This window comes from Lactobacillus sp. ESL0700 (assembly GCF_029392095.1).
Lineage (GTDB): Bacteria > Bacillota > Bacilli > Lactobacillales > Lactobacillaceae > Lactobacillus.
Map to the genome: position 1 here is coordinate 1,479,734 of NZ_CP113930.1, position 21,725 is coordinate 1,501,458.

The 21,725-nt window shown below is 39.9% G+C and carries 20 protein-coding genes; 2 read left to right on the top strand and 18 right to left on the bottom strand.

Going from position 1 to position 21,725, the window contains the following annotated elements; genetic code table 11:
- Positions 1-120: 120 nt before the first annotated feature.
- The 3 genes from gltX to OZX63_RS07050 all read right to left on the bottom strand — a co-directional run bounded on the left by gltX (position 121) and on the right by OZX63_RS07050 (position 3,625).
- On the bottom strand, positions 121-1,620 hold the full coding sequence (gene gltX / locus OZX63_RS07040; RefSeq protein ID WP_277142709.1) for a glutamate--tRNA ligase: 1,500 nt from the start codon (positions 1,618-1,620) through the stop codon (positions 121-123).
- Between the two features lie 76 nt (positions 1,621-1,696).
- Positions 1,697-3,073 (bottom strand): DNA repair protein RadA, encoded by a 1,377-nt coding sequence (radA, locus tag OZX63_RS07045; protein WP_277142712.1) that lies wholly within the window; start codon positions 3,071-3,073, stop codon positions 1,697-1,699.
- Entirely contained in the window at positions 3,074-3,625 is a 552-nt protein-coding gene (locus OZX63_RS07050) for a dUTP diphosphatase (RefSeq protein WP_277142713.1), read from the bottom strand.
- Positions 3,626-3,739: 114 nt separating this feature from the next.
- On the opposite strand from OZX63_RS07050, the gene OZX63_RS07055 reads away from it, so the two are divergent.
- Complete coding sequence (locus OZX63_RS07055) at positions 3,740-4,042, top strand: hypothetical protein (RefSeq protein ID WP_277142715.1); 303 nt, start codon at positions 3,740-3,742, stop codon at positions 4,040-4,042.
- 77 nt (positions 4,043-4,119) lie between these two features.
- Here the strand turns inward: OZX63_RS07055 and OZX63_RS07060 are convergent, their stop codons facing one another.
- From OZX63_RS07060 to OZX63_RS07080, 5 genes are all read right to left on the bottom strand, one after another.
- Positions 4,120-5,313 carry an MFS transporter gene (locus OZX63_RS07060; protein WP_277142717.1) on the bottom strand — a complete coding sequence of 398 codons (1,194 nt, stop codon included), beginning with the start codon at positions 5,311-5,313 and terminating at the stop codon, positions 4,120-4,122.
- 3 nt (positions 5,314-5,316) lie between these two features.
- On the bottom strand, positions 5,317-6,762 hold the full coding sequence (locus OZX63_RS07065) for an FAD-binding protein (RefSeq protein ID WP_277142719.1): 1,446 nt from the start codon (positions 6,760-6,762) through the stop codon (positions 5,317-5,319).
- Between the two features lie 11 nt (positions 6,763-6,773).
- Positions 6,774-7,508, bottom strand: a complete 735-nt coding sequence (locus OZX63_RS07070) for an SDR family NAD(P)-dependent oxidoreductase (protein ID WP_277142721.1) — start codon at positions 7,506-7,508, stop codon at positions 6,774-6,776.
- Positions 7,509-7,518: 10 nt separating this feature from the next.
- Positions 7,519-8,994: an FAD-binding protein gene (locus OZX63_RS07075; protein WP_277142722.1), complete on the bottom strand. Its 1,476-nt coding sequence runs from the start codon at positions 8,992-8,994 to the stop codon at positions 7,519-7,521.
- An 82-nt stretch (positions 8,995-9,076) separates the two neighbouring features.
- A complete protein-coding gene (locus OZX63_RS07080) occupies positions 9,077-9,955 on the bottom strand; it encodes a LysR family transcriptional regulator (protein WP_277142724.1) in 879 nt (292 codons plus the stop codon).
- A gap of 293 nt (positions 9,956-10,248) precedes the next feature.
- Here OZX63_RS07080 and pepC point away from each other — a divergent pair, with 293 nt between their 5' ends.
- A complete protein-coding gene (gene pepC / locus OZX63_RS07085; RefSeq protein ID WP_277142726.1) occupies positions 10,249-11,595 on the top strand; it encodes an aminopeptidase C in 1,347 nt (448 codons plus the stop codon).
- A 55-nt stretch (positions 11,596-11,650) separates the two neighbouring features.
- On the opposite strand, the gene OZX63_RS07090 is transcribed toward pepC, so the two are convergent.
- The 10 genes from OZX63_RS07090 to OZX63_RS07135 all read right to left on the bottom strand — a co-directional run bounded on the left by OZX63_RS07090 (position 11,651) and on the right by OZX63_RS07135 (position 21,705).
- Positions 11,651-12,457, bottom strand: coding sequence for a hypothetical protein (locus OZX63_RS07090; protein WP_277142727.1), 807 nt, complete (start codon positions 12,455-12,457; stop codon positions 11,651-11,653).
- A gap of 327 nt (positions 12,458-12,784) precedes the next feature.
- On the bottom strand, positions 12,785-13,405 hold the full coding sequence (locus OZX63_RS07095) for a Type 1 glutamine amidotransferase-like domain-containing protein (protein ID WP_277142729.1): 621 nt from the start codon (positions 13,403-13,405) through the stop codon (positions 12,785-12,787).
- A gap of 23 nt (positions 13,406-13,428) precedes the next feature.
- Positions 13,429-14,997, bottom strand: a complete 1,569-nt coding sequence (locus OZX63_RS07100; RefSeq protein WP_277142731.1) for an ABC transporter ATP-binding protein — start codon at positions 14,995-14,997, stop codon at positions 13,429-13,431.
- A gap of 163 nt (positions 14,998-15,160) precedes the next feature.
- Positions 15,161-16,636, bottom strand: a complete 1,476-nt coding sequence (gene galT, locus OZX63_RS07105; protein ID WP_277142733.1) for a UDP-glucose--hexose-1-phosphate uridylyltransferase — start codon at positions 16,634-16,636, stop codon at positions 15,161-15,163.
- Between the two features lie 21 nt (positions 16,637-16,657).
- Positions 16,658-17,824, bottom strand: coding sequence for a galactokinase (locus OZX63_RS07110; RefSeq protein ID WP_277145110.1), 1,167 nt, complete (start codon positions 17,822-17,824; stop codon positions 16,658-16,660).
- Between the two features lie 120 nt (positions 17,825-17,944).
- A complete protein-coding gene (locus OZX63_RS07115; protein WP_277142735.1) occupies positions 17,945-18,775 on the bottom strand; it encodes a DUF4097 family beta strand repeat-containing protein in 831 nt (276 codons plus the stop codon).
- 133 nt (positions 18,776-18,908) lie between these two features.
- Entirely contained in the window at positions 18,909-19,844 is a 936-nt protein-coding gene (locus OZX63_RS07120; RefSeq protein ID WP_277142737.1) for an AAA family ATPase, read from the bottom strand.
- A 104-nt stretch (positions 19,845-19,948) separates the two neighbouring features.
- Positions 19,949-20,623, bottom strand: coding sequence for a 2,3-diphosphoglycerate-dependent phosphoglycerate mutase (locus tag OZX63_RS07125; protein ID WP_277142739.1), 675 nt, complete (start codon positions 20,621-20,623; stop codon positions 19,949-19,951).
- Positions 20,624-20,803 carry a hypothetical protein gene (locus OZX63_RS07130; RefSeq protein ID WP_277131804.1) on the bottom strand — a complete coding sequence of 60 codons (180 nt, stop codon included), beginning with the start codon at positions 20,801-20,803 and terminating at the stop codon, positions 20,624-20,626.
- An 11-nt stretch (positions 20,804-20,814) separates the two neighbouring features.
- A complete protein-coding gene (locus tag OZX63_RS07135) occupies positions 20,815-21,705 on the bottom strand; it encodes a cation diffusion facilitator family transporter (RefSeq protein WP_277142741.1) in 891 nt (296 codons plus the stop codon).
- Positions 21,706-21,725 lie beyond the last annotated feature (20 nt).

Genomic DNA, 21,725 nt, shown 5'->3' on the forward strand with positions numbered 1-21,725 from the left:
TTGCTAGCTAAATATAATATTTTATTATCTGAATTTTTGGTTATACCTATTGCTTTTTAATTACAAAACAAAAAAGCTGACCTACTTTAACAGTAAGTCAACTTTTTCATTTATTAATCATTAAAGACCATTTTCGCTCATTTGCTTTAAGGTCAAATCGAGGTGTTCAATCACTCTTGCTTTGCCCAAAAGTTCCATGGCTTCCCCTACTCCAGGGCCAACCATTGATCGAGTTGTTGCAATTCGAATTGGCATAAACAAGCGTCTGCCCTTAATTCCGGTTTCACGCCGAGTTGCTTGAACAGCGTTCATAATTTGTGGCGCTGTAAAACGTGGAATCAAATTAATTTGCTTCTTGAATTCTTCAATTACTGGACGAGCTTCATCCTTACGGATTTCATCAATTTCTGCATCGCTCAAATCCTTTGGTGCATCAAAGAAGATTTTAGCCAAATCAACAATCTGCTTAGTGTAAGACATTTGCACTGAATAGATGTTAACTAATTGGCGAACCCATTCCATCTTTTCTGGTGTCGGATCTTGCTCAACTAGACCAGCTTCTTGCAAGTTGTTCAATGACAAGTCTAGCAAGGTGTCACGATCAGCCTTCTTGATGTATTGGTTGTTAATCCATTCCAACTTCTTTTGGTCAAAGGTAGCTGGCGACTTGGATAACCGTTCTGGATCAAATTGCTTAATCAATTCACGTTGATTAAAGATTTCGTTTTCACCACCCGGTGACCAACCAAGCAAAGTAATGAAGTTGAACATTGCATCTGGTAAGTAACCGAGGTCACGATATTGTTCAATAAACTGCAAGACTGATTCATCACGCTTAGATAATTTCTTACCCGTGTCAGCACTGATAATCAAAGTCATATGACCAAACTTCGGTGGTTCCCAGCCAAGAGCTTGGTAAACGGCCAATTGCTTAGGCGTGTTTGAGATGTGGTCATCCCCACGCAAAACATGTGTGATTTCCATCAAGTGGTCATCAATAACAACCGCAAAGTTGTAAGTTGGCATGCCATCGCGCTTTTGAATAACAAAATCGCCACCGATAGTGTCAGATTCAAAGCTTAAATGACCCTTAACAATATCATCCCAAGCATAAGTAACCATTTCTGGAATATGAATCCGGACAACTGGCGTTAAGCCCTTAGCTTCAGCCTTTTCTTGTGCCTGCTTGATTTCATCAGCAGTCATGCCTTCATATTCATAAGTGTAGTGCGGGGCAATTCCCATTGCTCGTTGCTCTTCACGTTGCTCTTCAAGCTCTTCTTCAGTCTTGTATGAGTAATATGCCTTACCTTCATCAATTAATTGCTTGATGTACTTGTTATAGATGTCTTTACGTTCGGATTGACGATACGGACCAAAGTCGCCGCCCTTGTCTGGACCTTCATCCCAGTCAATGCCTAACCAGTGCAGGTTCTCCATCTGTGACTGTGAACCGCCCTTAACGTTACGCTTCTGGTCTGTATCTTCGATTCTTAACACTAAAGTTCCTTTAGTGTGCCGCGCAAACAAGTAATTAAACAGCGCGGTCCGTGCGTTACCGATGTGCAAGTGTCCCGTTGGACTTGGGGCATATCTTACACGAATCTTTTGTTTAGCCAAAATTCATGCCTCTTTCAAAAATAGTAAATTCAAACAATTTTAGTTTACCCGTAATCAGCAAAAAGTTCAATATTTGCTAGCCTAAAACCAACTTTAATGCCTGCGGAATGCTAGAAACAGGAATTACTTCTATTCCTAAGTTCTTCAAACTAGCCTGCATATTGTGCCGCGGAATAAAAATTCGCTTGAAGCCGACTTTCGCTGCTTCTTTAATCCGAACTTCAATTTTATTAACCCGGCGGACTTCGCCAGTCAGACCAACTTCGCCAACAAAACAGTCAGTTGGTAAAATCTCTTGATTTTTATAACTGGAAGCAATCGCCATCACAACAGCTAAGTCAACTGCCGGCTCATTCAAGCGAATACCACCAGTTGCGGTCAGGTAAACATCCTGATTTTGCAGCATTAAGTTGCCACGCTTTTCCAAAACCGCCAATAATAATGCAGCCCGATTATAATCAATTCCCGATGTTGTTCTCTTGGCATAGCCAAAGGCCGTCGGGGTTACCAGCGCTTGAATTTCTGCCAGTAATGGCCTTGTGCCCTCAAGCGAAACGGCAATCGCCGACCCCGTGGACTTAGGCAAACGTTCATCTAAGAAAATTGCCGACGGATTAGTGACTTCTTGCAAGCCCTCATTGACCATCTCAAACATCCCAATTTCGTTAGCAGCACCAAAGCGGTTTTTAACAGAATGCAAAATGCGGTAAGCATGGTGCTCGTCGCCTTCAAAGTACAGAACCGTATCAACCATATGTTCCAAAATTTTTGGTCCAGCAATTGCCCCTTCTTTAGTTACGTGGCCAATCACAAAGACTGTAATTGCATCCATCTTGGCAATTTTCATTAATTCACTGGTAACCTCGCGCACCTGCGAAGCTGAACCCGTCATCGAATCAAGGCTTGGCTCATTCATCGTTTGAATTGAATCAATGACAACAAAGTCAGGTTGCACGTCCGCAATTTGCTGGCGAATATCTTCCATATCGGTCTCTGGAAACAGCAACATATCACTGGCACCTAACCCTAAGCGATTAGCCCGCAGCTTAATCTGATTAGCCGATTCCTCACCGGAAACATACAACACCTTATGATCTTTAGCCAGATCACTCATAATCTGCAACATCAGTGTCGACTTACCAATTCCGGGGTCACCACCAATTAGAACTAATGACCCGGGAACAATGCCGCCGCCAAGCACCCGATTTAGTTCCTCGGATTTAGTCTGGATGCGTTCTTCTTTTTCTGCTTTAACACTATTAAGTTGTACCGGCTCATTAACCCCAGTTTTTTTAATCAACCTACTAGGGCTGGCCTTACTTGACCGTGCTACTACCTGTTCAGTTTCTTTTTCAAACTGGTTCCACGCTCCACAATTAGGACAGCGCCCTAAGTAACTAGCCGAGATATAGCCGCACGAACGGCATTTATACTTAGTCTTGATTTTTGCCATTTAGTTTCCTTCCTTATTAGTTGAGCCAAAGCCATTGGTCCGCTGCCGGCTAACAGGCAAGTCATTATCGGTTTTTAAATATTGAACAAAAATCCCCTGTCCAATCCGGTCACCCTTGTGAATTTGCAGCGGCCGCACACCATAATTAATCACCTGCATAAAAATTTCGCCCTCATTATTAGGATTATTGTAATAGTCAGAATCAATCACACCAATCCCATTGGGGAGGCTTAAGTTACGCTTAAAAGTATTGGACGACCGGTTGGCCAGCAATAACACCTCATTGTCAGGCATATATGCTTTAACGCCCGTTGGAATTAGCAGCGGCTGCAAGATTTGGTCCGCCAGTTGATAATCAGGTTCATATAAGTGATGCCCGTTTCTAATTAAGCGAAAAATCCGCACAAAATTCAACCGCCAAATGCTGGGAATAATCATGTCCTTAGCAGCTTCTAAGTCATAACCAGCACTGGCAATCGTTTGCCGCCGCGGTAAATTAATATTTTTATTTTCATAACTCGATACGATCTCAAAACCCCGTGTTTTATTCATTATTTACTCCCTTTAACCTTTGTAAAACTATTTTACAATAGATTGCGAGCTTTAATTAAAATCTTCTATAATAAATACGTAAAAAGTCAAATTTATTTTGTAAAGGATACATCAATGGATAATATTAACGATCCGCACCAATTTTGTGAAATTTATGATGATAACGACATTCTTATTTGCCGCTGGACAATGGATAAGATTGAGCGCCAAGATGCCACTGTCTGGGTTATGAACCACTTCTTTATTAATCCCGCAACAGACAGTAAGCAAATTTTAGCAGAGCAAATGGCGTCAGTCTTAGAAATTGCTCAAGAATCACAGCTGCCAATCTGGCCGCTCGATCCACTAGTAATTGACTACTTTAGTCAGCATCCCGAATTTAACAAAGTTTGGTATCACAAGCCAGCACAAAAATAGCTGCACTCTTTAAAATTTAACTAACCAAAAAAGCTCGCAAGTATGATTCTTACGAGCTTTTTCAGTAAAATATTCTACTAATTACAGGAATTCTTGATTAAATTCTTTTGGAACTTAAACAGCAGACAGCAACAACTGATTATTATTGCCAAGATGCCACTAACTGAGAAGACATTAATTCCGATATTCTTAACCATTGCTGTCAACGGATTAACGATAAACGGGCTAACAACACCGCCAACTGAGTAAATGGCAACATAAACACCTAACGCCATCGACACACTGCTATCATCAACGGCAAGTGAAATCAGATAAGGGAACTGCCCCATTGCAATACTCATGGCTGCACCAACTAAAAAGCTGCCAACGAAGACAATAATTAATGAATGGATAAAGCCAATTAATAAATACGCTACACCATAAAGTAAAAATGAGAGTGCAATTGACGAATATCTGAATTTCTTACCGATGATTCCCACGATTAAGCCGCAGAGCATCCCACCAATTAGGGAAATTGTCGAGGTCAATGCGGCTTGCGACGTGGCACCTAAGTGCTGCTCGACAACAAAGAGTGAAATATTGTTATTCAAGACATTATTTAACAGCATTGTTAAAAATGCCCACGATGCACAATAGAACACATACTTGTTTAACTTAATTTTACCCGGTTCTTGATTCTGACTAGTATTACCAGAAACATCTTTGGGATGCAGCGGCAACAACAGAAGAACGACTAGCAGAATTAATAATGAAAAGAGATAAATCCAATAATTATTAACCCAGCTACTTGCGGCGGCTAACTGACCACCACCCATGATAAAGACAACCCCACCAATGTTAATGAAGGTGGTTGAGATGCCCATCGTTGATTCACGTTCTTTTTTAGGTAAAATTTGGGAGATCAGAACTTGCGTCAGATTAGTGCAAGCTCCTTGACCCAAACCAACTAAGCAAGAACAAATTATCAAAAAAGCAAAACTTTCATGGAAGAATACCGGCAATAAGCCACCGATTACGACCAGCAGAATTGAGCCAACCGTTAAGCTTTTTAAATTAATCTTGCTGGCCGTCAATTTACCAATGATTAACCCAGCCACCATCATAAACAGGTTGGGTAGCGAGGTCAGCATTTGCACACTGGTATTGTTTAAGGCAAAATGCTGGGCAATCGCCGCATACGATGGGGTAATGGCTAAGGCTGCCATGCCAATCATACTAACTGCTAAAACACCGATACGCGTTTTAGTAACATATTGTTGAGAAACTTTCACTCTTTACCGCTTTCCTTTGCAAATACTTATGACTGCATTGCGGCCAGAAAAGGCAGCATAACCAGCTGTACTTCCCGGCAAGGTAACAGCGTAAGTATCACCAACTAGCATGCCAGCAGCATCATTACCAACAGCATAGAGTCCCTCAAGAGGATAACCATAACTATTTAAGACTTCGTTATCATTGTCAACCCGAATGCCGCCAAGCGCACATGCCATTCCAACGCCAAGTTCAACAGCATAATATGGGCCCTTCTTGAGTGGTGTCAGATAATCTGCAGCCTTGCCGAAGTCACTATCTTTACCTTGGCTAGCGACTTCGTTATAACGCTCGATTGTTGATTTCAAGTTAGGCAAGTTAAGCTTGTCAGCAAGGTCTGCAATTGAATCAGCTTTGGTTAAGTATTTCTCGTTATTTTTAAGATCGCGCTCAATCTCCATAGTTAAATTATCTAACTTTTCTGGCGAAACCGGTGAGTTACCCAGTTCCTTATATAAGCCAACATTAGTTAAATGGTCCACAGCAGCTTGATCCAAAATTGAAAATGTTCTCGCCTGCGTTAAAATACTGCTCCCGGCATGGCACATGTTGTCATTAACATCTTCATTGACGAACCGGTCACCGCGCTCATTAACCCATAAGATTGCTTCTTGCGTAGCAGCGGCTGCCAATTGCGAAGCCATATGGACAAATGGCGGTTTAGTTTTATCAAAAATTGCACCACCACCATATTGGATTGCGCCCATTTGATAATGTTCAGCTCCCGCCTGCCATGCAAGCTGCATCCCATCACCAGTTGACTTGCCATCACTAACGGATAACAACCGACTGTTAAGTGGCGTCCGCTTCTTAACCAATTCTGGGTTATCGATATAGCCACCTGTGGCAAGAATCACATCATCTGCTGCTAATTCACGCATTTGACCAGTAGCTTCATTCTTAATCATCAATCCAGAAACATGACCATTGTGTTGCAAAATCTTTTGCGCACTGATACTCGTTACAATTTCAATTCCGTATTCATTAACTTTAGCTAGTAAGGTCTCAATTGCTGCCTTACCGCCACCAGTAAAGGTGTGAATTGTTGGCCAACTCTTTCCTTGCGGACCAACTTTAACAAATTCAACGCCTAAATCATGCAACCAATCAATGATTGCACCACTTTGATTAATAAACTTCTTTAAGTGTGGTGCATTGGCTTCATAGTGAGAATAATTTAGTTCATCCTGCAAAAGCCGAGTAGGATCAATTTCAATTCCCTCTTGCTTTTGCAAATAACTATCTACACCCATGGCGCCTTCAACATAATTGCCGTCGCCGCCTAATGACCGGCCTTTTTCAATTATTAAGGTATCAAGATGGTTTTCACCAGCACTAACTGCCGCAGCTAAGCCTGACAGGCCACCACCGACAATCACTAAATCATAGTGTGCTTTCTTAGGAAACATTAACCTGCCTCCTATTTCAAACCAACTGAAACACCACCATCACTCAGAATGGTTTGACCAGTCATAAAGGTTGCTTCACTAGCGACAAAGACGTAAACTTTTGCGACTTCTGCTGCAGTTTCGTAACGTTTCATTGGGACAGTTGGCAAAATCTTCTCAAGGAAGCCACCATCGTTTAATGGTGTCTTGGTTAAACCAGGAGCAACACAGTTTACGCGAATATTGTTTTCTGCATAATCAACGGCTGCTGCTTGGGTCATTCCCATAATACCGTTCTTGGCAGCGTTATAAGCACCCATACCACCTGGATTGTAGATACTACCTAAAGCACCAGCATTAACAATCGAACCATAACCTTGCTTTAAGAAAATTTTGATTTCTTCACGCATACATAAGAATGTTCCACGCAAGTCAAGGTTGATGGTCTTATCAAAATCGTCATCGGTTAATTCAGCAAATGGCTTAAGCACACCACCACCGGCATTGTTAACGGCATAATCCAGCTTGCCATAAGTGTCGATGATTTTATTTAAACTGTCTACAATACTGTCGGTTTTCATAACATTTAAAACCAAGCCAGTAATTTCACCATCATATTTTTTGTTCAACTCTTTGGCTGCGTCAATAACGCTTGGGTTGTAGTCTGTCAATACAACATTTGCACCTTGAATCGCAAATTCTTCACCAATTGCATAACCAATTCCTTGAGCAGCACCTGTAACCATCGCAACTTTATCTTTTAACATTTTTCTTCTCCTAATTTAAACTCTTAATTGCTTCTTTAGCGGCAATCCAACCTGAAACAAAGGCAAAACCATTCGCAATTCCTTCATAACTTGGGTAACCATCTGAATAAAGTCCGTTAACATTATTACCAACAATATATAAATCTTTGATTGGCGAGCCATCTTCTCTAACCGGCTCGCAATTGCGATTGACATTCACACCATCCAAAGTTCCCAAAATTGCACAATGTTCAATAATTGCGTAGAACGGACCATCATGAACACCAAAAAGTAGTTCGTCAGCTGGCTTTAAGAAAGTATCATCAGTTTTATTTTCAACTGCCTTGTTGTATGAAGCTAGGCTGCGCTTCAAAGCATCGACTGGTACATTTAACTTTTGTGCTAATTCTTCAAGCGTATCTGCTTTAACAACCTCACCGGTTTTAATAGCAGCATCAAAGTCTTGTTGAATATTTGGCAGTGGACCAACAGCAGTTCGTGGCTCTTCACCAACATCACAGAACTGTCTTTCAAACGTATCTTCTAGCTCAACTTCATGATTCTTGAAGTAATCAAGTGTTGCTTGGTCTAACACAACATAATATTTACCGTGAACATTGTGTGCCGCATTAGCCCACATCGCAAAGTCATAAACAACATCTTCATTGACAAACCGGTTAGCAGTTTGGTCTAACCACAATAATGGCACGTTAGTTAGAGTTTCGACGCCGCTATCACGCTTCATTGGATTAATTTGCATACTTGGTGCACAACCATGAGCAAACAAGACCGGACTGTGACGCAAATCAGCGCCCAACTTTTGCGATAACCGAATACCAACACCGGTTGACTTATGCTCGCCCAAGTTTAGTAACTCGTCAGTATCTGAATAGCGCTCCCGCATCATCTCGTCGCTGCCGCAATATCCACCATCGGCAAAAATAACTTTGCTGGCTTCAATTCTGATTTGTTTACCAGTGCTGTCTTTGGCAATGACAGCTTTTAAGCCATTGTCGTAGTCAAGGTCAACAGCTTCGGTTTCGGTTAATACATGATTCCCAGCTGCTTCAAATTTGGCAGGCAATTTATCCCAATTAGTAATCTTTTCCTTGAAATCATTGAACTTATGATAAACAAGCGGGTCATTTAAGTGAGCCTTTTGCTCACTTTGCTCAACAGTGACCGGCAAGCCCATTTCGGTTAACCGCGCAATATTTTTACCAGATTCTTTTAAAAATCTGGCCAATAACTCACCATTAACAAAAAAGTGGTTATAGTCTGTCAAGCCTTGAAACGCTTCACGATAGTTATACTTAACGCCTAACTTCTCCTGTTGCTCAGAATTAATCGCAAAAACACCGTGGGCACCAAACTTACCAGCGCCACCAACTTTATTTCCCTTTTCAATGAGAACAAACGGAATATTTTGTTGATAAAGTTCAAAACTTGCAGAAATTCCAGATGAACCCGAACCTACAACCACTACTTTCGTTGAAATAGTTTCCATTCAAATTCCACCTTTCTTGTGACTTTTATTACAATAAAAATTGTAAAACCAATCACAAGAAAACGCTAACATAAAAAAGTTACTACCGATAACTTAAAGTTATTGCCTTGGTGATTAATCTAGAGAATTCCTTTTGTTTACTGGTACTGAACGCCACAACGATTTCAAATTTACCCTTCAAATGTTCAGGTGATATTCTGTAAATATTTTCACAATAATTGACAGACTGAAAGGTACTAGGCACCATTGTCATGCCGCCTTTATAATTAACATTTAAATACGCAGCCGAAAAATCATTCACCGCCGCTACTTCCTTATAGCACCAACCATCTTGAGCATATGCCTCAAGCATTGCTGTCTGAATATTTAAAATCCCTGTTGAGCGCCAATCCTGCATATAGATCGTTGAATTTTGTGCCAATTTCTTTAGGTTCTGACCATATTTTTGGACAGCTTGAGAATTAAATACTAAGTCAAAGTCAACTTTCTCTAGTGGTAAAGTTACCACCTTACTATTACCCGCAAATTCAAGCTGGAAGCCAATTAGTAGATCATAATTATTTTTAAGCAGCCGGCTGATACTGGTGTTGAATGCCTCCTCATCAAAGCTAACGACGTACTTTTTAGGTAGACAACTAGCAAGCCTAGCAGCATTAGCCTCTAATCCTTGCAAAAAATGAATGCGCAATAATTTTTCAGGATGCTTATCCGGATTGTGCCAGATTTCGCTATAAGAATTAATAATTTCGACAGCTCGCTCATAGAAAAGCTCTCCAGTTGGCGTTAAAGAAAATTCGCCGGCTGTCCGATTAAGTAACTTGTGTCCTAATTCGTTCTCCAATTTTTTGATCGCTGAACTGACAGCAGTTTCGGAAACATAATTTCTTTTAGCAGCAGAAATAAAGCCATGTGTTTGAACAACATCTACAAAATACTTGACTGGCATTAAATTATAATTCATTGTTCTTCCCTTTTTGTTTAACCAATATATTATCCTTTTCACATAAGATAACATAAATTTATCGTATTAATTCAATTATCTTGTAAGAAAATATTGTTGAATTTACTGTAAGTATTGCATGCTTTTTACAAAATAGCTTTTAAATTTAATTAACTAGGTAACAATTAGGGCTTTTTTTGCTTAATATTCACAAATACTATTTTGATTAAAATTAATTATTACCTAGCTAATAGACGTTAGCGCTGTTATAGGCTAAAATATTAGTTATACCAATTATCAAGGAGGAATATTTTATGACAAAAGAAATCACAAACGATGCTATTAGCAAATACACTCAAGATCTTGCTAAACATGCTGGTGTTAACATTGCCAGTCATGCTGCCCAAGAAAATGGCATTTACAAGGCTAGTCAAAATACGCAAACCAAAATCGACTTAGACCCAACTTTTTCAGTTGAAATTGACACGGGTAAACCAGCTGATCAAAAGCAATCAGGTCGCTGCTGGATGTTCTCAGCTTTGAACACGATGCGTCACCCATTGCAAAAGGAATACAAGGTTAAGGACTTTGAATTATCCCAAAACTATACTAACTTTTGGGATAAATTTGAAAAATCTAACTGGTTCTTCGAAAACGTTATTGCAACAGCCGACAAGCCATTAGGCGATCGTAAAGTTACCTTTTTATTTGCTACCCCACAACAAGACGGTGGTCAATGGGATATGCTTTGCGGCTTAATCCAAAAATACGGTATTGTGCCAAAGACCGTTTATCCAGAAACAGCTAACGCCACAAATTCAAGTGCATTAAACGACACCTTGAACACCTTATTACGTAAGGATGGCTTAGAATTACGTGACTTAGTCAACGATGGCAAGTCCGAAGATGAAATCCAAGCACGTAAGACCGAAATGTTAAACGACGTTTTCCGGATTTTGGCTATTTCACTTGGTGTACCACCTACCAAGTTTGACTTTGAATACAAAGATGATGATGGTAATTACCATAGAGAAGCTGGAATTACACCAAAGGAATTCTTCGACAAATATGTCGGCATGAACCTTGAGGACCACGTTTCTACTATCAACTCACCAACAAGCGACAAGCCTTATCACAAGGTCTTTTCAGTTGAATACCTTGGCAACGTTGTCGGTGGTCGGCAAGTTCGTCACCTAAACTTGAAGATTGACGAAATGAAAGAATTAATTATCAAGCAATTGCAGGCTGGCGAAGTTGTCTGGTTCGGCTCCAATGTTGGTAAGGATTCTGATCGCCAACTCGGCTTGCTCGATACCAACATTTACAAGCGTGACGAATTATTTGACGTTGACTTCTCAATGTCCAAGGCTGACATGCTTGACTCTGGTGAAAGCATGATGGATCACGCCATGGTAATTACTGGCGTTGACCTGGTAGACAACAAGCCAACTAAATGGAAGATTGAAAACTCATGGGGTACTAAACCTGGATTCAAGGGTTACTTCGTCATGAGCGATTCTTGGTTTGATTCATTTGTTTATCAAGCTGTTATCAACAAGAAGTTCCTGCCTGATGACCTGAAGAAGGCCTTTGATGAAGGCAGCAAGGATCCAATTCAACTATTGCCTTGGGACCCAATGGGTGCTTTAGCTTTTAAGTAAAGAATTGTAGACAAAAAGCGTTACATTAAGTAACGCTTTTTTGCTGCAGTAAAAATTATTTTGATAGTAATGCCAAGCCAAAAATACAAATAATTAGTACAACATCGGCAACATGAATTTTTTCTTTTAAAGCAAAACTACCAAAAATAACACTGTATAAGTTAGTCATATTGAGAAAGACCCATGCAATCCCCGAATTCGGTGACGACGTTGCCAACGTATATGTCACCTGCGCTAGCAGTGTCAAAATTGCTCGCGCCGCATAAATCCAGAAAACTTGTTTAGTAAATTTCCCCAGCTTAAATTTAAGGCCATGATTTTTTACCAAAAAAGTGATAATTGTGATTATGCACCGAATATAAATCGTCGCAATCGTAAAATAAATCAAATCAATTGGCTTTACCACGCCTTTAGTCAAAAGTGGTGAAAGAGCCGCCTGCACAATCAATAACGGGCCAATAACCATAAATGTTGTCAGCAAAGTCTTAACGCTTAATTCGCTATGCCGTTGTTTAAAAATAATGTAACAAACAACAATTATTGTTGAGACAATTGAAATCAAATAAGCTGATTGACTAAAGTAGCCCATCGTCAAAAAGATTGCCACTGGAATAAACAGGTCTGTCATTTTACTCAAAACAATTGACTGCATAATTGTGACCTTTTTGAACACGTAACTATAGCCGTAGGCAACTAACTGCGCAAGCAGGCCATAAATACCAATGTGCCACAGATATTCACCTGTTAATGTTGGCGCCGAAAACCGATTTAACATCACAATTAACAGCACAGTTACGAGTGCTGTGCTGCACAAATTATTCAAAAAGTTAACATTAATTGAACTTTGCTTGCGATATCCCATTTGGTAACGGTCAATTACCGAAATAATGCCGCGTTAAAACGACGACACACACGCAAAAATAATTAACAAAAGATTACTAATAGCCACTAGTCTACCTCCAAAATTGAAGAATTTTCATTCTTCCACTTACTTTTTACCGATTCTGCTCCGTTAAAATGTTAATCATCACGCAAGATTTGCGGCCAAAGTAGTTTAAAGACTAAAGTGGTGTAATAATAGTACCAGCATCATGTACTAAAATTACTTAAGTATACTATCGTAACAAAAATTAGTTACTATTTTCAAGTTAATATTTAAAAAAGCGCTACTTTTACAATAATGCTTTGTTTATTTTTCAGTAATTGTAACTATATCATCATTAACCATTACTACCCCGTGATTACTAATCGTCTTTAAAGGCAAGCGGGAAGAATACTTGGCAAAAACTCGCTGCGACTTCCGTTTAAATGGAAAGCTTAAATAGTGCGGCAAAACATAAAAATCAACTAGGTTTAATGCGTGAAAATCATGTAAATTCGGGGCCTTTTTGGTGCTGTCCATCAAACTAATGTATTCAATATCAGGTGCCGTGATTGCGGCTCCGGCTGATTCGCCAAGATATAATTTACCGGCATTAACCTCGCGAATAATCAAGCGGTCAGCACCCGTTCGCTTCAATTCCTGCAGTAAATAAAAAGTATTGCCACCAGAAACATAAATTGCATCGGCAGCTTGCAGGCCGGTTGCAATTTCAGCAGCAGAAGCAACCGCTAGATCCAAAACATTAACCTGCATGCCCAAATAGTTTGCTAATAATTTACTTTCTGTCCGCACCATTGCATGATGGCCTCTTTCAACATTACTGGCCGTTGGAATGTACGCCACGTTTTTGCCGTGCAAATCACCCGCAAATTCGGGTAATAAATCACGAACATTATTTAACATTGATGCTAAAAACAATTTTGCCATTATTTTCTATTCCCCCCAAGATTTTATTGGTAATCATTAAAGTCGATTACCTGATCATATTGCTTTAATTCATTTGCTTCATAATGATGGATCACCTCAACAAAAGTCAAGTCTGAATTAAGCAAATAATGGTGAATTTTATTCGCAGTTGCCCGATCAAGCGAAGCATTAATTTCATCTAACAACAGGATTGGCCGTTCAGCCAAAATCGCCCGCGCTAGTTCAATTCGCGCTAATTGACCGCCTGACAGCTGGTCGGCATTCTCACCTAACTGGTAATCGAAACCTTTTTCTTGGACTATTTCATCTAACTGCAACATTGAACAAACTGCCTTAACTTTGGCCGCAGGAATTTCAGCTCCTAAAGTCAGGTTAAACCACAAATTATTCGCAAAAATCACTGGCGCTTGGCTGGCATAAGCAAATAAATCCGTGAGCTGCTCAATTGAATAATCTTGACCATCAACTGAGATTTTAGCAGCTTGGCCAAACTTGCCAGACAATAGAAATTGGAACAAGGTTGACTTACCACTGCCCGATGGCCCAATAATTGCTATCTTTTGGCCCTTTTTAACTTCTAAATTAATGCCGTGAGCTAATTGCTGTTTTCTAGCTAAAGCAATTTGCGAAAAAGTAACTGCTTGCTTGAAGTCAGTTACTTTGGCCGGCTCGCTCTGTTCACCAAAAGATAAATATTGTTTAATCTTAGCCACAATATTTTTAGTCGTTGAAAAGTGATTGCGTTCTTGCATAATCGTTAAAATTGGGTTCACAAATGAGTTAGACAGCTGCACAACCGCAAATAATGCTCCTAGTGTTGTCTGCCCCTTAACAATTAAGTAAATTCCGACCAAAATTGGCACTAAAAATGTGCCAATTTCGGCAACAAGATTAACTAAAGCCTGTGAATTGTCATTTAGCAAATTCATCCGTGCTAATGCTTTTTCCAGTTGATTAACAACTCGCTGGTTTTTAACAACACCACTTTGCTGGCGGCGATATAACCGCAAGGAGTCAGCTCCCGCCAGGAAGTTCTTAGTCTGGTTAACGTATTGCTCATTAGCATCAGTCCAAGAGTCTGATGCTTTTTGCAACGGCTTTTGGAAGAAACCGACAACAAACATTGGCACAGCTGATCCAACAAAGAACAGAATGGTGAGCAGCCAATTGATATAAAACGCGTAGCTTAAGGATAAAACCAGCATGCAGGAGCTCATCGCGATGTTAATTTCAGCACCGAACCGGTTAGTCTCAAGCAGTTTAAAGTCACTTGTCAAAAAACTTAACCCGGCTGAATTTTCTGCGCGCTCTTCGTGCAGCATCCCATTAAAAATCTTAGTTCTTAACGTACTGTTCGTTTGCCTAATTGCGTCATTTTTCAAATAATTGTAACCAAGCTTAGCACAAAAGACGACGAGAAAAAGGAGGCAAATTGTTACTAAAAATCGCGGCAGTTTTTGCAACTGACCTGTTGTACCAATATTAACTAATGTGCCTGTCATATATGCCATCACGATATTTTCCGTGCTAGCAACAATCCCTAAAATGCACATTAAGACGAGCTTCGACTTGGAGTAGTATTTTATAATCATGAGTTCTCCTTCAAATAATTAACCTTAAATAAATCTCTTTAAGTTAATTAAAATCTTTTTCTCAGTTAAGACAATAGTTCCTGTCCAAGTGGTCGCTCATCATGACTAAGTGGTCGTTTTTGCGTATTAAAAAAACGTTGAATTTCTTCAACGTTTATTTACTCTAGTTTAAGTCAACGCTCTGAGCAAAGCGCATGAACGCCGCTTGTCCGTCCTTTGTTTGCTTGAAGACGCCCGCATCTGCAAGCACTCTCGCAAAGACTTTACCAAGTTCTGCCTGCAAAATTGCATCAACATTAGCTGCTGTAATAGAATTTTGTGCTTTAATCTGTTCGGCCCACGGTAAATGCATCGCTGCAATCTTGTTCTTTTCACCTAGCAGAAACTTCCGCACTTCTTGCATCTCCGGCTCAAGCCGGGGTGGCAAAATCGCTAACCCCATCACTTCGATTAAACCAATATTTTCTTTTTTAATATGTTGGACGTCTTGATGAGGATGAAAAATACCATCAGGATATTTATCCGAAGTTTGATTATCACGTAATACTAAGTCCAGTACTAACTGGTCGCCTTGCTTATGCGCAATTGGTGTAATCGTGTGGTGCGGCGTCTCACCAGTAAATGCCCGAACATCGACTTGTTCATCGCTATAATCACGCCATGCCTGCAAAATTTTGTTAGCCAGTGCAACCAATTGCTGTTTATTCTGACTGCGTAAGCGAATGACGGACATCGGCCACTTAACAATTCCAGCTGTAACATCATCAAAGCCAGCAAAATTAAGCTCAGTCTTCACCTTGGCTTTCATCATTGCAAAACTGTGACGACCACCTTGATAATGCTCATGAGCAAGAATCGAACCACCAACAATTGGCAAATCGGCGTTACTCCCAGCAAAATATCCCGGAAATTGTTCAATAATATTAAGTAGTCTCACAAACGTTTTTTCCGAAATTTTCATTCCTTCGTGTTTAGCAGAAAGGAAAATACAGTGCTCATTAAAATAAGCATAAGGCGAATACTGAAAACCCCAGACCTCATCGCCAATCTTAAAGCGAATAATCCGATGATTACTGCGGGCAGGATAATTAACTCGGCCTAAATAGCCCTCATTCTCCTTGCACAATTGACATAAAGGATACCCTGTTGCCTTTACCTTCTTAGCCGCCGCAATTGCCCGCGGGTCCTTTTCTGGCTTAGACAGGTTAATCGTGATTTCTAAATCGCCAAATTCACTAGGAGTGACAAAGTAAATATTTTTAGCAATTGCGCGCGTTTTGATATAGTCACTGCGTTTACTCAATTGATAAAAGTCGGCAAGCGCCTGTTCCGGCTTGTCCTGATATGTCTGCCAAAAGTTGCGGTTAACAACGCTCGGACGCGGCACCAGCAAGTTCATTAACTGGGCCCCTAAAACGTCTTGCTCGTTGAGAGTTGGACCACAATTACCATTTTTCAAAGCGACGGCAACTAGTTCGTCCTTTAAATCAATTAGTTCTGTACTTGTTGTCGTCAATTCACGGGCATCATCGCCGACTAACGCTAACACTTGATTAACTAAATAAATCTGATCTAGTTCTGTAGCATCACCTGCAGCAATTACTTGCGTAACAAATTGATCAACTAAATTTGTTTGCATTTTTTACATTCCCATCACTAACTACTTTAAGACCTTGGCACCATCTGCAGTTTCAGCAAGATAAAACGATGGCGCGTAGCCAATCACTTGCTCATATACAGTGCCGACACTTTGCTTAAATGCTTCCACATCTTTTTTATTAACCAGCGCAATTGCACAGCCGCCAAAACCAGCACCTGTCATTCTTGCACCTAATACGCCTGGCTGCTGCCATGCGGTATGAACAAGCGTATCCAGTTCCTTACCTGTAACCTCATAATCGTTTTCTAGAGATACATGCGAAGCATTAATTAGCCGCCCAAATTGTGCCAAGTCGCCTTTTTGCAACGCCTGTTCAGCGTATAATGTCCGCTCGTTTTCCCAAACTGCATGGCGCGCTCTCTTGAGCAGTGTTTCTGAAGATAGCAGCGAACTATATTGGTCCAAGGTTCTGCTATCAAGCTCGCCTAAAGATTTAATATTTAATCCTTTTTGTAAGTCATGAAGTGCCTGTTCACACTCACTTCTGCGCTCATTATATTTGGAATCTGCTAGTTCACGCCGCTTATTCGTGTTCATAATGACAATGACATTATCTTGCAAATTGAGGGGCACCATACTGTAGTCTAGAGTATTGGTATCAAGTAAGATTGCCTGATTTTGCTTACTCATCGCTACTGCAAATTGGTCCATAATTCCTGAATTTACGCCAATGAAGTCATTCTCAGTTGAAACACCCATCTTGACAAGATCAAGCGCACTAAAGTCGAGGTCAAACTGATCTTTCAAAATCACGCCGATTAACATTTCCAGAGCAGCTGACGAAGACAAGCCCGCACCGTCGGGAATGTTGCCGTCGATATAAATATTTAAGCCATGCGTAATTTGCGCACCTTTAGTTAATAAAAAGTGCATCATCCCTTTAGCATAGTTAGTCCAAGAATCCTCTTTGACAAAATGGAGGTCATTCAGGTCAACATCAATTATGCCCAGCTCCGCAAAACTGGTAGAGTAAAGACGAAATGTCTGGTCATCGCGGGCACTTACAGCACCATATATTCCCAAGGTAATTGCACATGGAAATACATGACCACCATTATAGTCAGTATGCTCACCGATTAAATTAATTCTACCTGGGGAAAAATAATAACCCTTAGGGTTTTCATGATATATTTCAGTAAACTTATCTTTTAATTCTTCTTTTTGCATTTTCATTCTATCTGCTTTCATAAAAAACGCTTCCAAAAGTATTACTATCTTATTGTACTATTTTTTATGGCTTCAGCAAATTTAAATTAATAAAATTTAAATGGCAAAACTAAGTGAACGTTAGTCAATCGTGATGTCGCCAGTTGAAGAATCAACCTTAAGCGTTGCTTTACTACCGGAGTAATTTTTAATCAAATGATCGTCTACATCATCGCCAAAATACTCAATGTCCCCCGTATCGACTGACAAATGATATGTCATCTTCTTAGTGGCATCGTCTAGAGTAAAATCACCAGTATCTAATGAGAATGAATTATTACCTAATAAGCGCGACGTAGAAATATCCACATCACCAGTATCAGTATCACCAATGACATTTTTTAGTTGACTAGCATCAATCTCAATGTCACCTGTATCACTCGACAGCTTGCATTCATTTGCAGTGATGCGGTTAAAGTCAATATCACCGGTATCAGAATCAACTACGATCTTTTGCAACTGTAAATTATTTAACTCCAAATCACTTGTACTTGTTTGCGCAGCAATTTTAGTAAGTGAATTCTTGTCTGGAACTGTTATTTCGACCCGATATTTAGCAGTTAGGTGCTTGCCATTAATTGATATGCTACCAATATTGAAAAAGTGATTGTGCAGCTGCCCATGCTGAGTAACCACTAATTCACTATTCTTGACATTAGTGGTAATTCTACTCTTCTGATTATCGCTAATCTTTACTTGATATTTCTTACCTTGTCGAATACTGACATCAGCTACATCAACATCCACTTTGACTTTAGTAAATTTTTGCGGATAAACTATTCTGGTTTTAGTTGGTTGACTATTCGCCTTACTTGAAGTACTCCCGCGATGTCCCAAATAAATAACGGCACCCAGCAGAACCACGATTAGACAAATTACTAAAGTAACGATTGCTTTTTTATTTTTCTTCATCTTTCTCAATTTTCCCTTTCTGTGCATACTAGTATGCTAATACACTAAATAATTTTAATTTATTAATATTATTTAGTCAACCTAATTTTGCCTACAAAAAAAGACGCCACACCTAAATGTAACGTCTATTAGACTACCAAATATGCAACAAACGATCTGAGTGTAATTTACTCAAATTAAATTGGTGCACATGTTGCGGTCTGCTCTGTGGTACTTTGTGCATAAAATCAGCTAGATTAACCAATCCCGTTGAATACGTCCACACACCTTTGACCTTTTTAATCGGATCCAGCAACTCATTTCTGATCGGATACGCTGAAATTAGAAAGTGTTTGTGATGAAACTTGAACACAAAATATGGTAAGCGAAATTCCTTAATAACTTCTTCTTCCGTTTTACCGATTGTAATCACGTTGCGGTAAGTACCGTACTTTTCTGTAAACCGATCATTAAAGGAAAAGTAAAAATTAGAAATATGCACATGCGGAAAATCTGCCTCCGCAACTTTATCTGGGACAGCAATTACATGTGCAAAATGATCTAAATCGCTCTCCTTTTGTGACAACACATTGCCCATCTGATTAGGATTAACCACGTGCGCCCATTCAGGCACCTGCCAATTATCCTTGTAGGTCAAGTACATTTCTCGAACCACATCTGGCTTGACCCAATCATATTGCCGGCGCACTTGATTACGATTAAGCAAGTTACGCAAGCTCTTGTGGTACATTAAATCAACGACGAATAATTCATAACGATAACGCTCAACCCAAGGCTTATAGTGTTCAATACTATCAGAAACAACATGGGTACTATCAACAATTACCGTTTCGCCGCGCTTCATCTTTTCTTCTACGAGGTAGTCAACTAACCGCTCTGTTTGCTTATTCGCATAGCGCGGAATTACTTGATGTAAGCAATCGGTATCTTCTTCATAAAAATAGGTTAAGTTCGCCAATAATAATCTAATTTGATCACGACTAATCGCGTATGGTTGTAAGTGATGGCGAGCAATGAATGAAGATTTACCGGAGCCGGGTGCGCCTCGTAATAAAAATATTTTACGCATGCCTTTTACTCCAAACTAAGAATGTAAAACTTATATAGTATCGTAATAAATTTTAACATACATCTGCCAAATTCCTTAATCAGAACTAAAAGCAATCTTAAAATTTAGCGTAAAATTTGTTTATCAACAATTTGTAAACGATCATCCAAGGTATAGCTAATTGGCTCTGCATTAGGAACTTCTACCTGCACAATGTCGTGGTCATTAATTTCTTCCATTTTTTTAATTAAGGCGCGCAGACTTGATCCGTGAGCAACAATTAATTGGTCCTCACCGTTTTTCAATCTACTTGCAACTTCATTATTATAGTATGGCAATAAGCGCTGTTGCGTCTGATATAAGCTCTCAGCAAGCGGCAGGCGGTGCAAGTCACAGGTATTGTAACGGCGATCTGTAATCTTTTTCCCCTCTGGCGGAATTGAATAAAAGCCGCGGCGCCACTCTAGAATTTGCTGCTTACCATAAATTTGGCGGGACAAATCCTTATTGATGCCACGGAGTTTGCCGTAATGCCGCTCATTCAGTCGCCAAGTTTTGGTAATTGGTAAATACAGAAAATGACAAACATCAGCCACAACATTTGCAGTCACAATTGCCCGCGATAAAACCGAAGTATGAATATGTGTTGGTGCAAAGTCAGGAATTTGCTTAATTAGTTCACCAGCATGCCTTGCTTGTGCCCTGCCCTTAGCAGTCAGTGGCACATCGTTCCACCCAGTGTAGACATTGGCCGAATTGGCCGTGCTTTCACCATGTCTAACTAAAACTAACTTGACCATCTACTTGACCCAGTGCAAAATCATCATTGCAATGCCACCGATGACAAAAATAATTCCTAAAATCATAAAGGCTGTTGTGCCGCCTCCGCGCTGATTATGCCGGCGACGATTATATGAATACGCCATGTCGTAAAGTCCGACAATCAAAACAATAATGGCTGTAAAAAGACTAACTTTCATTTCTATTTCCCCTAATTTTCGTGATCATGGCCCGGCACAATCATCTCATCATTCTTGCCACGTTCACACTCAGCTTGAAAATTAATATGATTAATCCCCAATTGCTGCAACTTTTTACTAATTTGCTGCGTTAACTTTTCAAATTCACCAGCAGTTAATTTAGCATCCACGTTAACGTGGGCATCAAGCATAATATAATTGTCGCTGTAGCGCCATAAATGCACATGATGAATATTTTTTATCTCTGGAAAAGATAACACAATTTGATTCATTTGTTCAAGGTCAATATCAGGATTTGATTCCATTAAAATATTCGCTGCTTTTTTAGTAATCTGATATGCCTCATGCAGAACAAACACTGATACTAACATCGTCATGACAGGATCAAGCCAAGTAATCTGCCAGAAGTAAATAAATATCGCGCCAATGACGACAGCAACGCTAGACAAGGCATCACTCATCATATGCACAAAGGTTGAACGGACGTTTAAACTCCCTTTTGCATCTTGGTGCATCGCCAACATCGAAACAAAATTAGCTATCAGACCAATAATCGAAACTACCAGCATAATACCGCCCTTAATTTGGCTAGGCTGCCAAAAACGCTCAATTGCCTCAACAAATAAAGTAATACTGATTAAAATTAAAATAATTCCGTTAGTGAAGGCGGCCAAGGTTTCGGCACGCTCATAGCCGAACGTTTTATTCTGATTGCGACTACGATTACTAATTAAATGTGCGACAAACGAAATGATAATCGCACCCACATCACTTAAATTATGGACAGCATCTGACAATAAGGCTAAGGACCCAGACACAAACCCACCAATAAACTCTGCAATGGTAATGATAATGTTAAGTAGCGTTACATAAGCATAACGCTTAGTTGTGTGATCTTTCATTTTATGCATTCCTTTCCTTG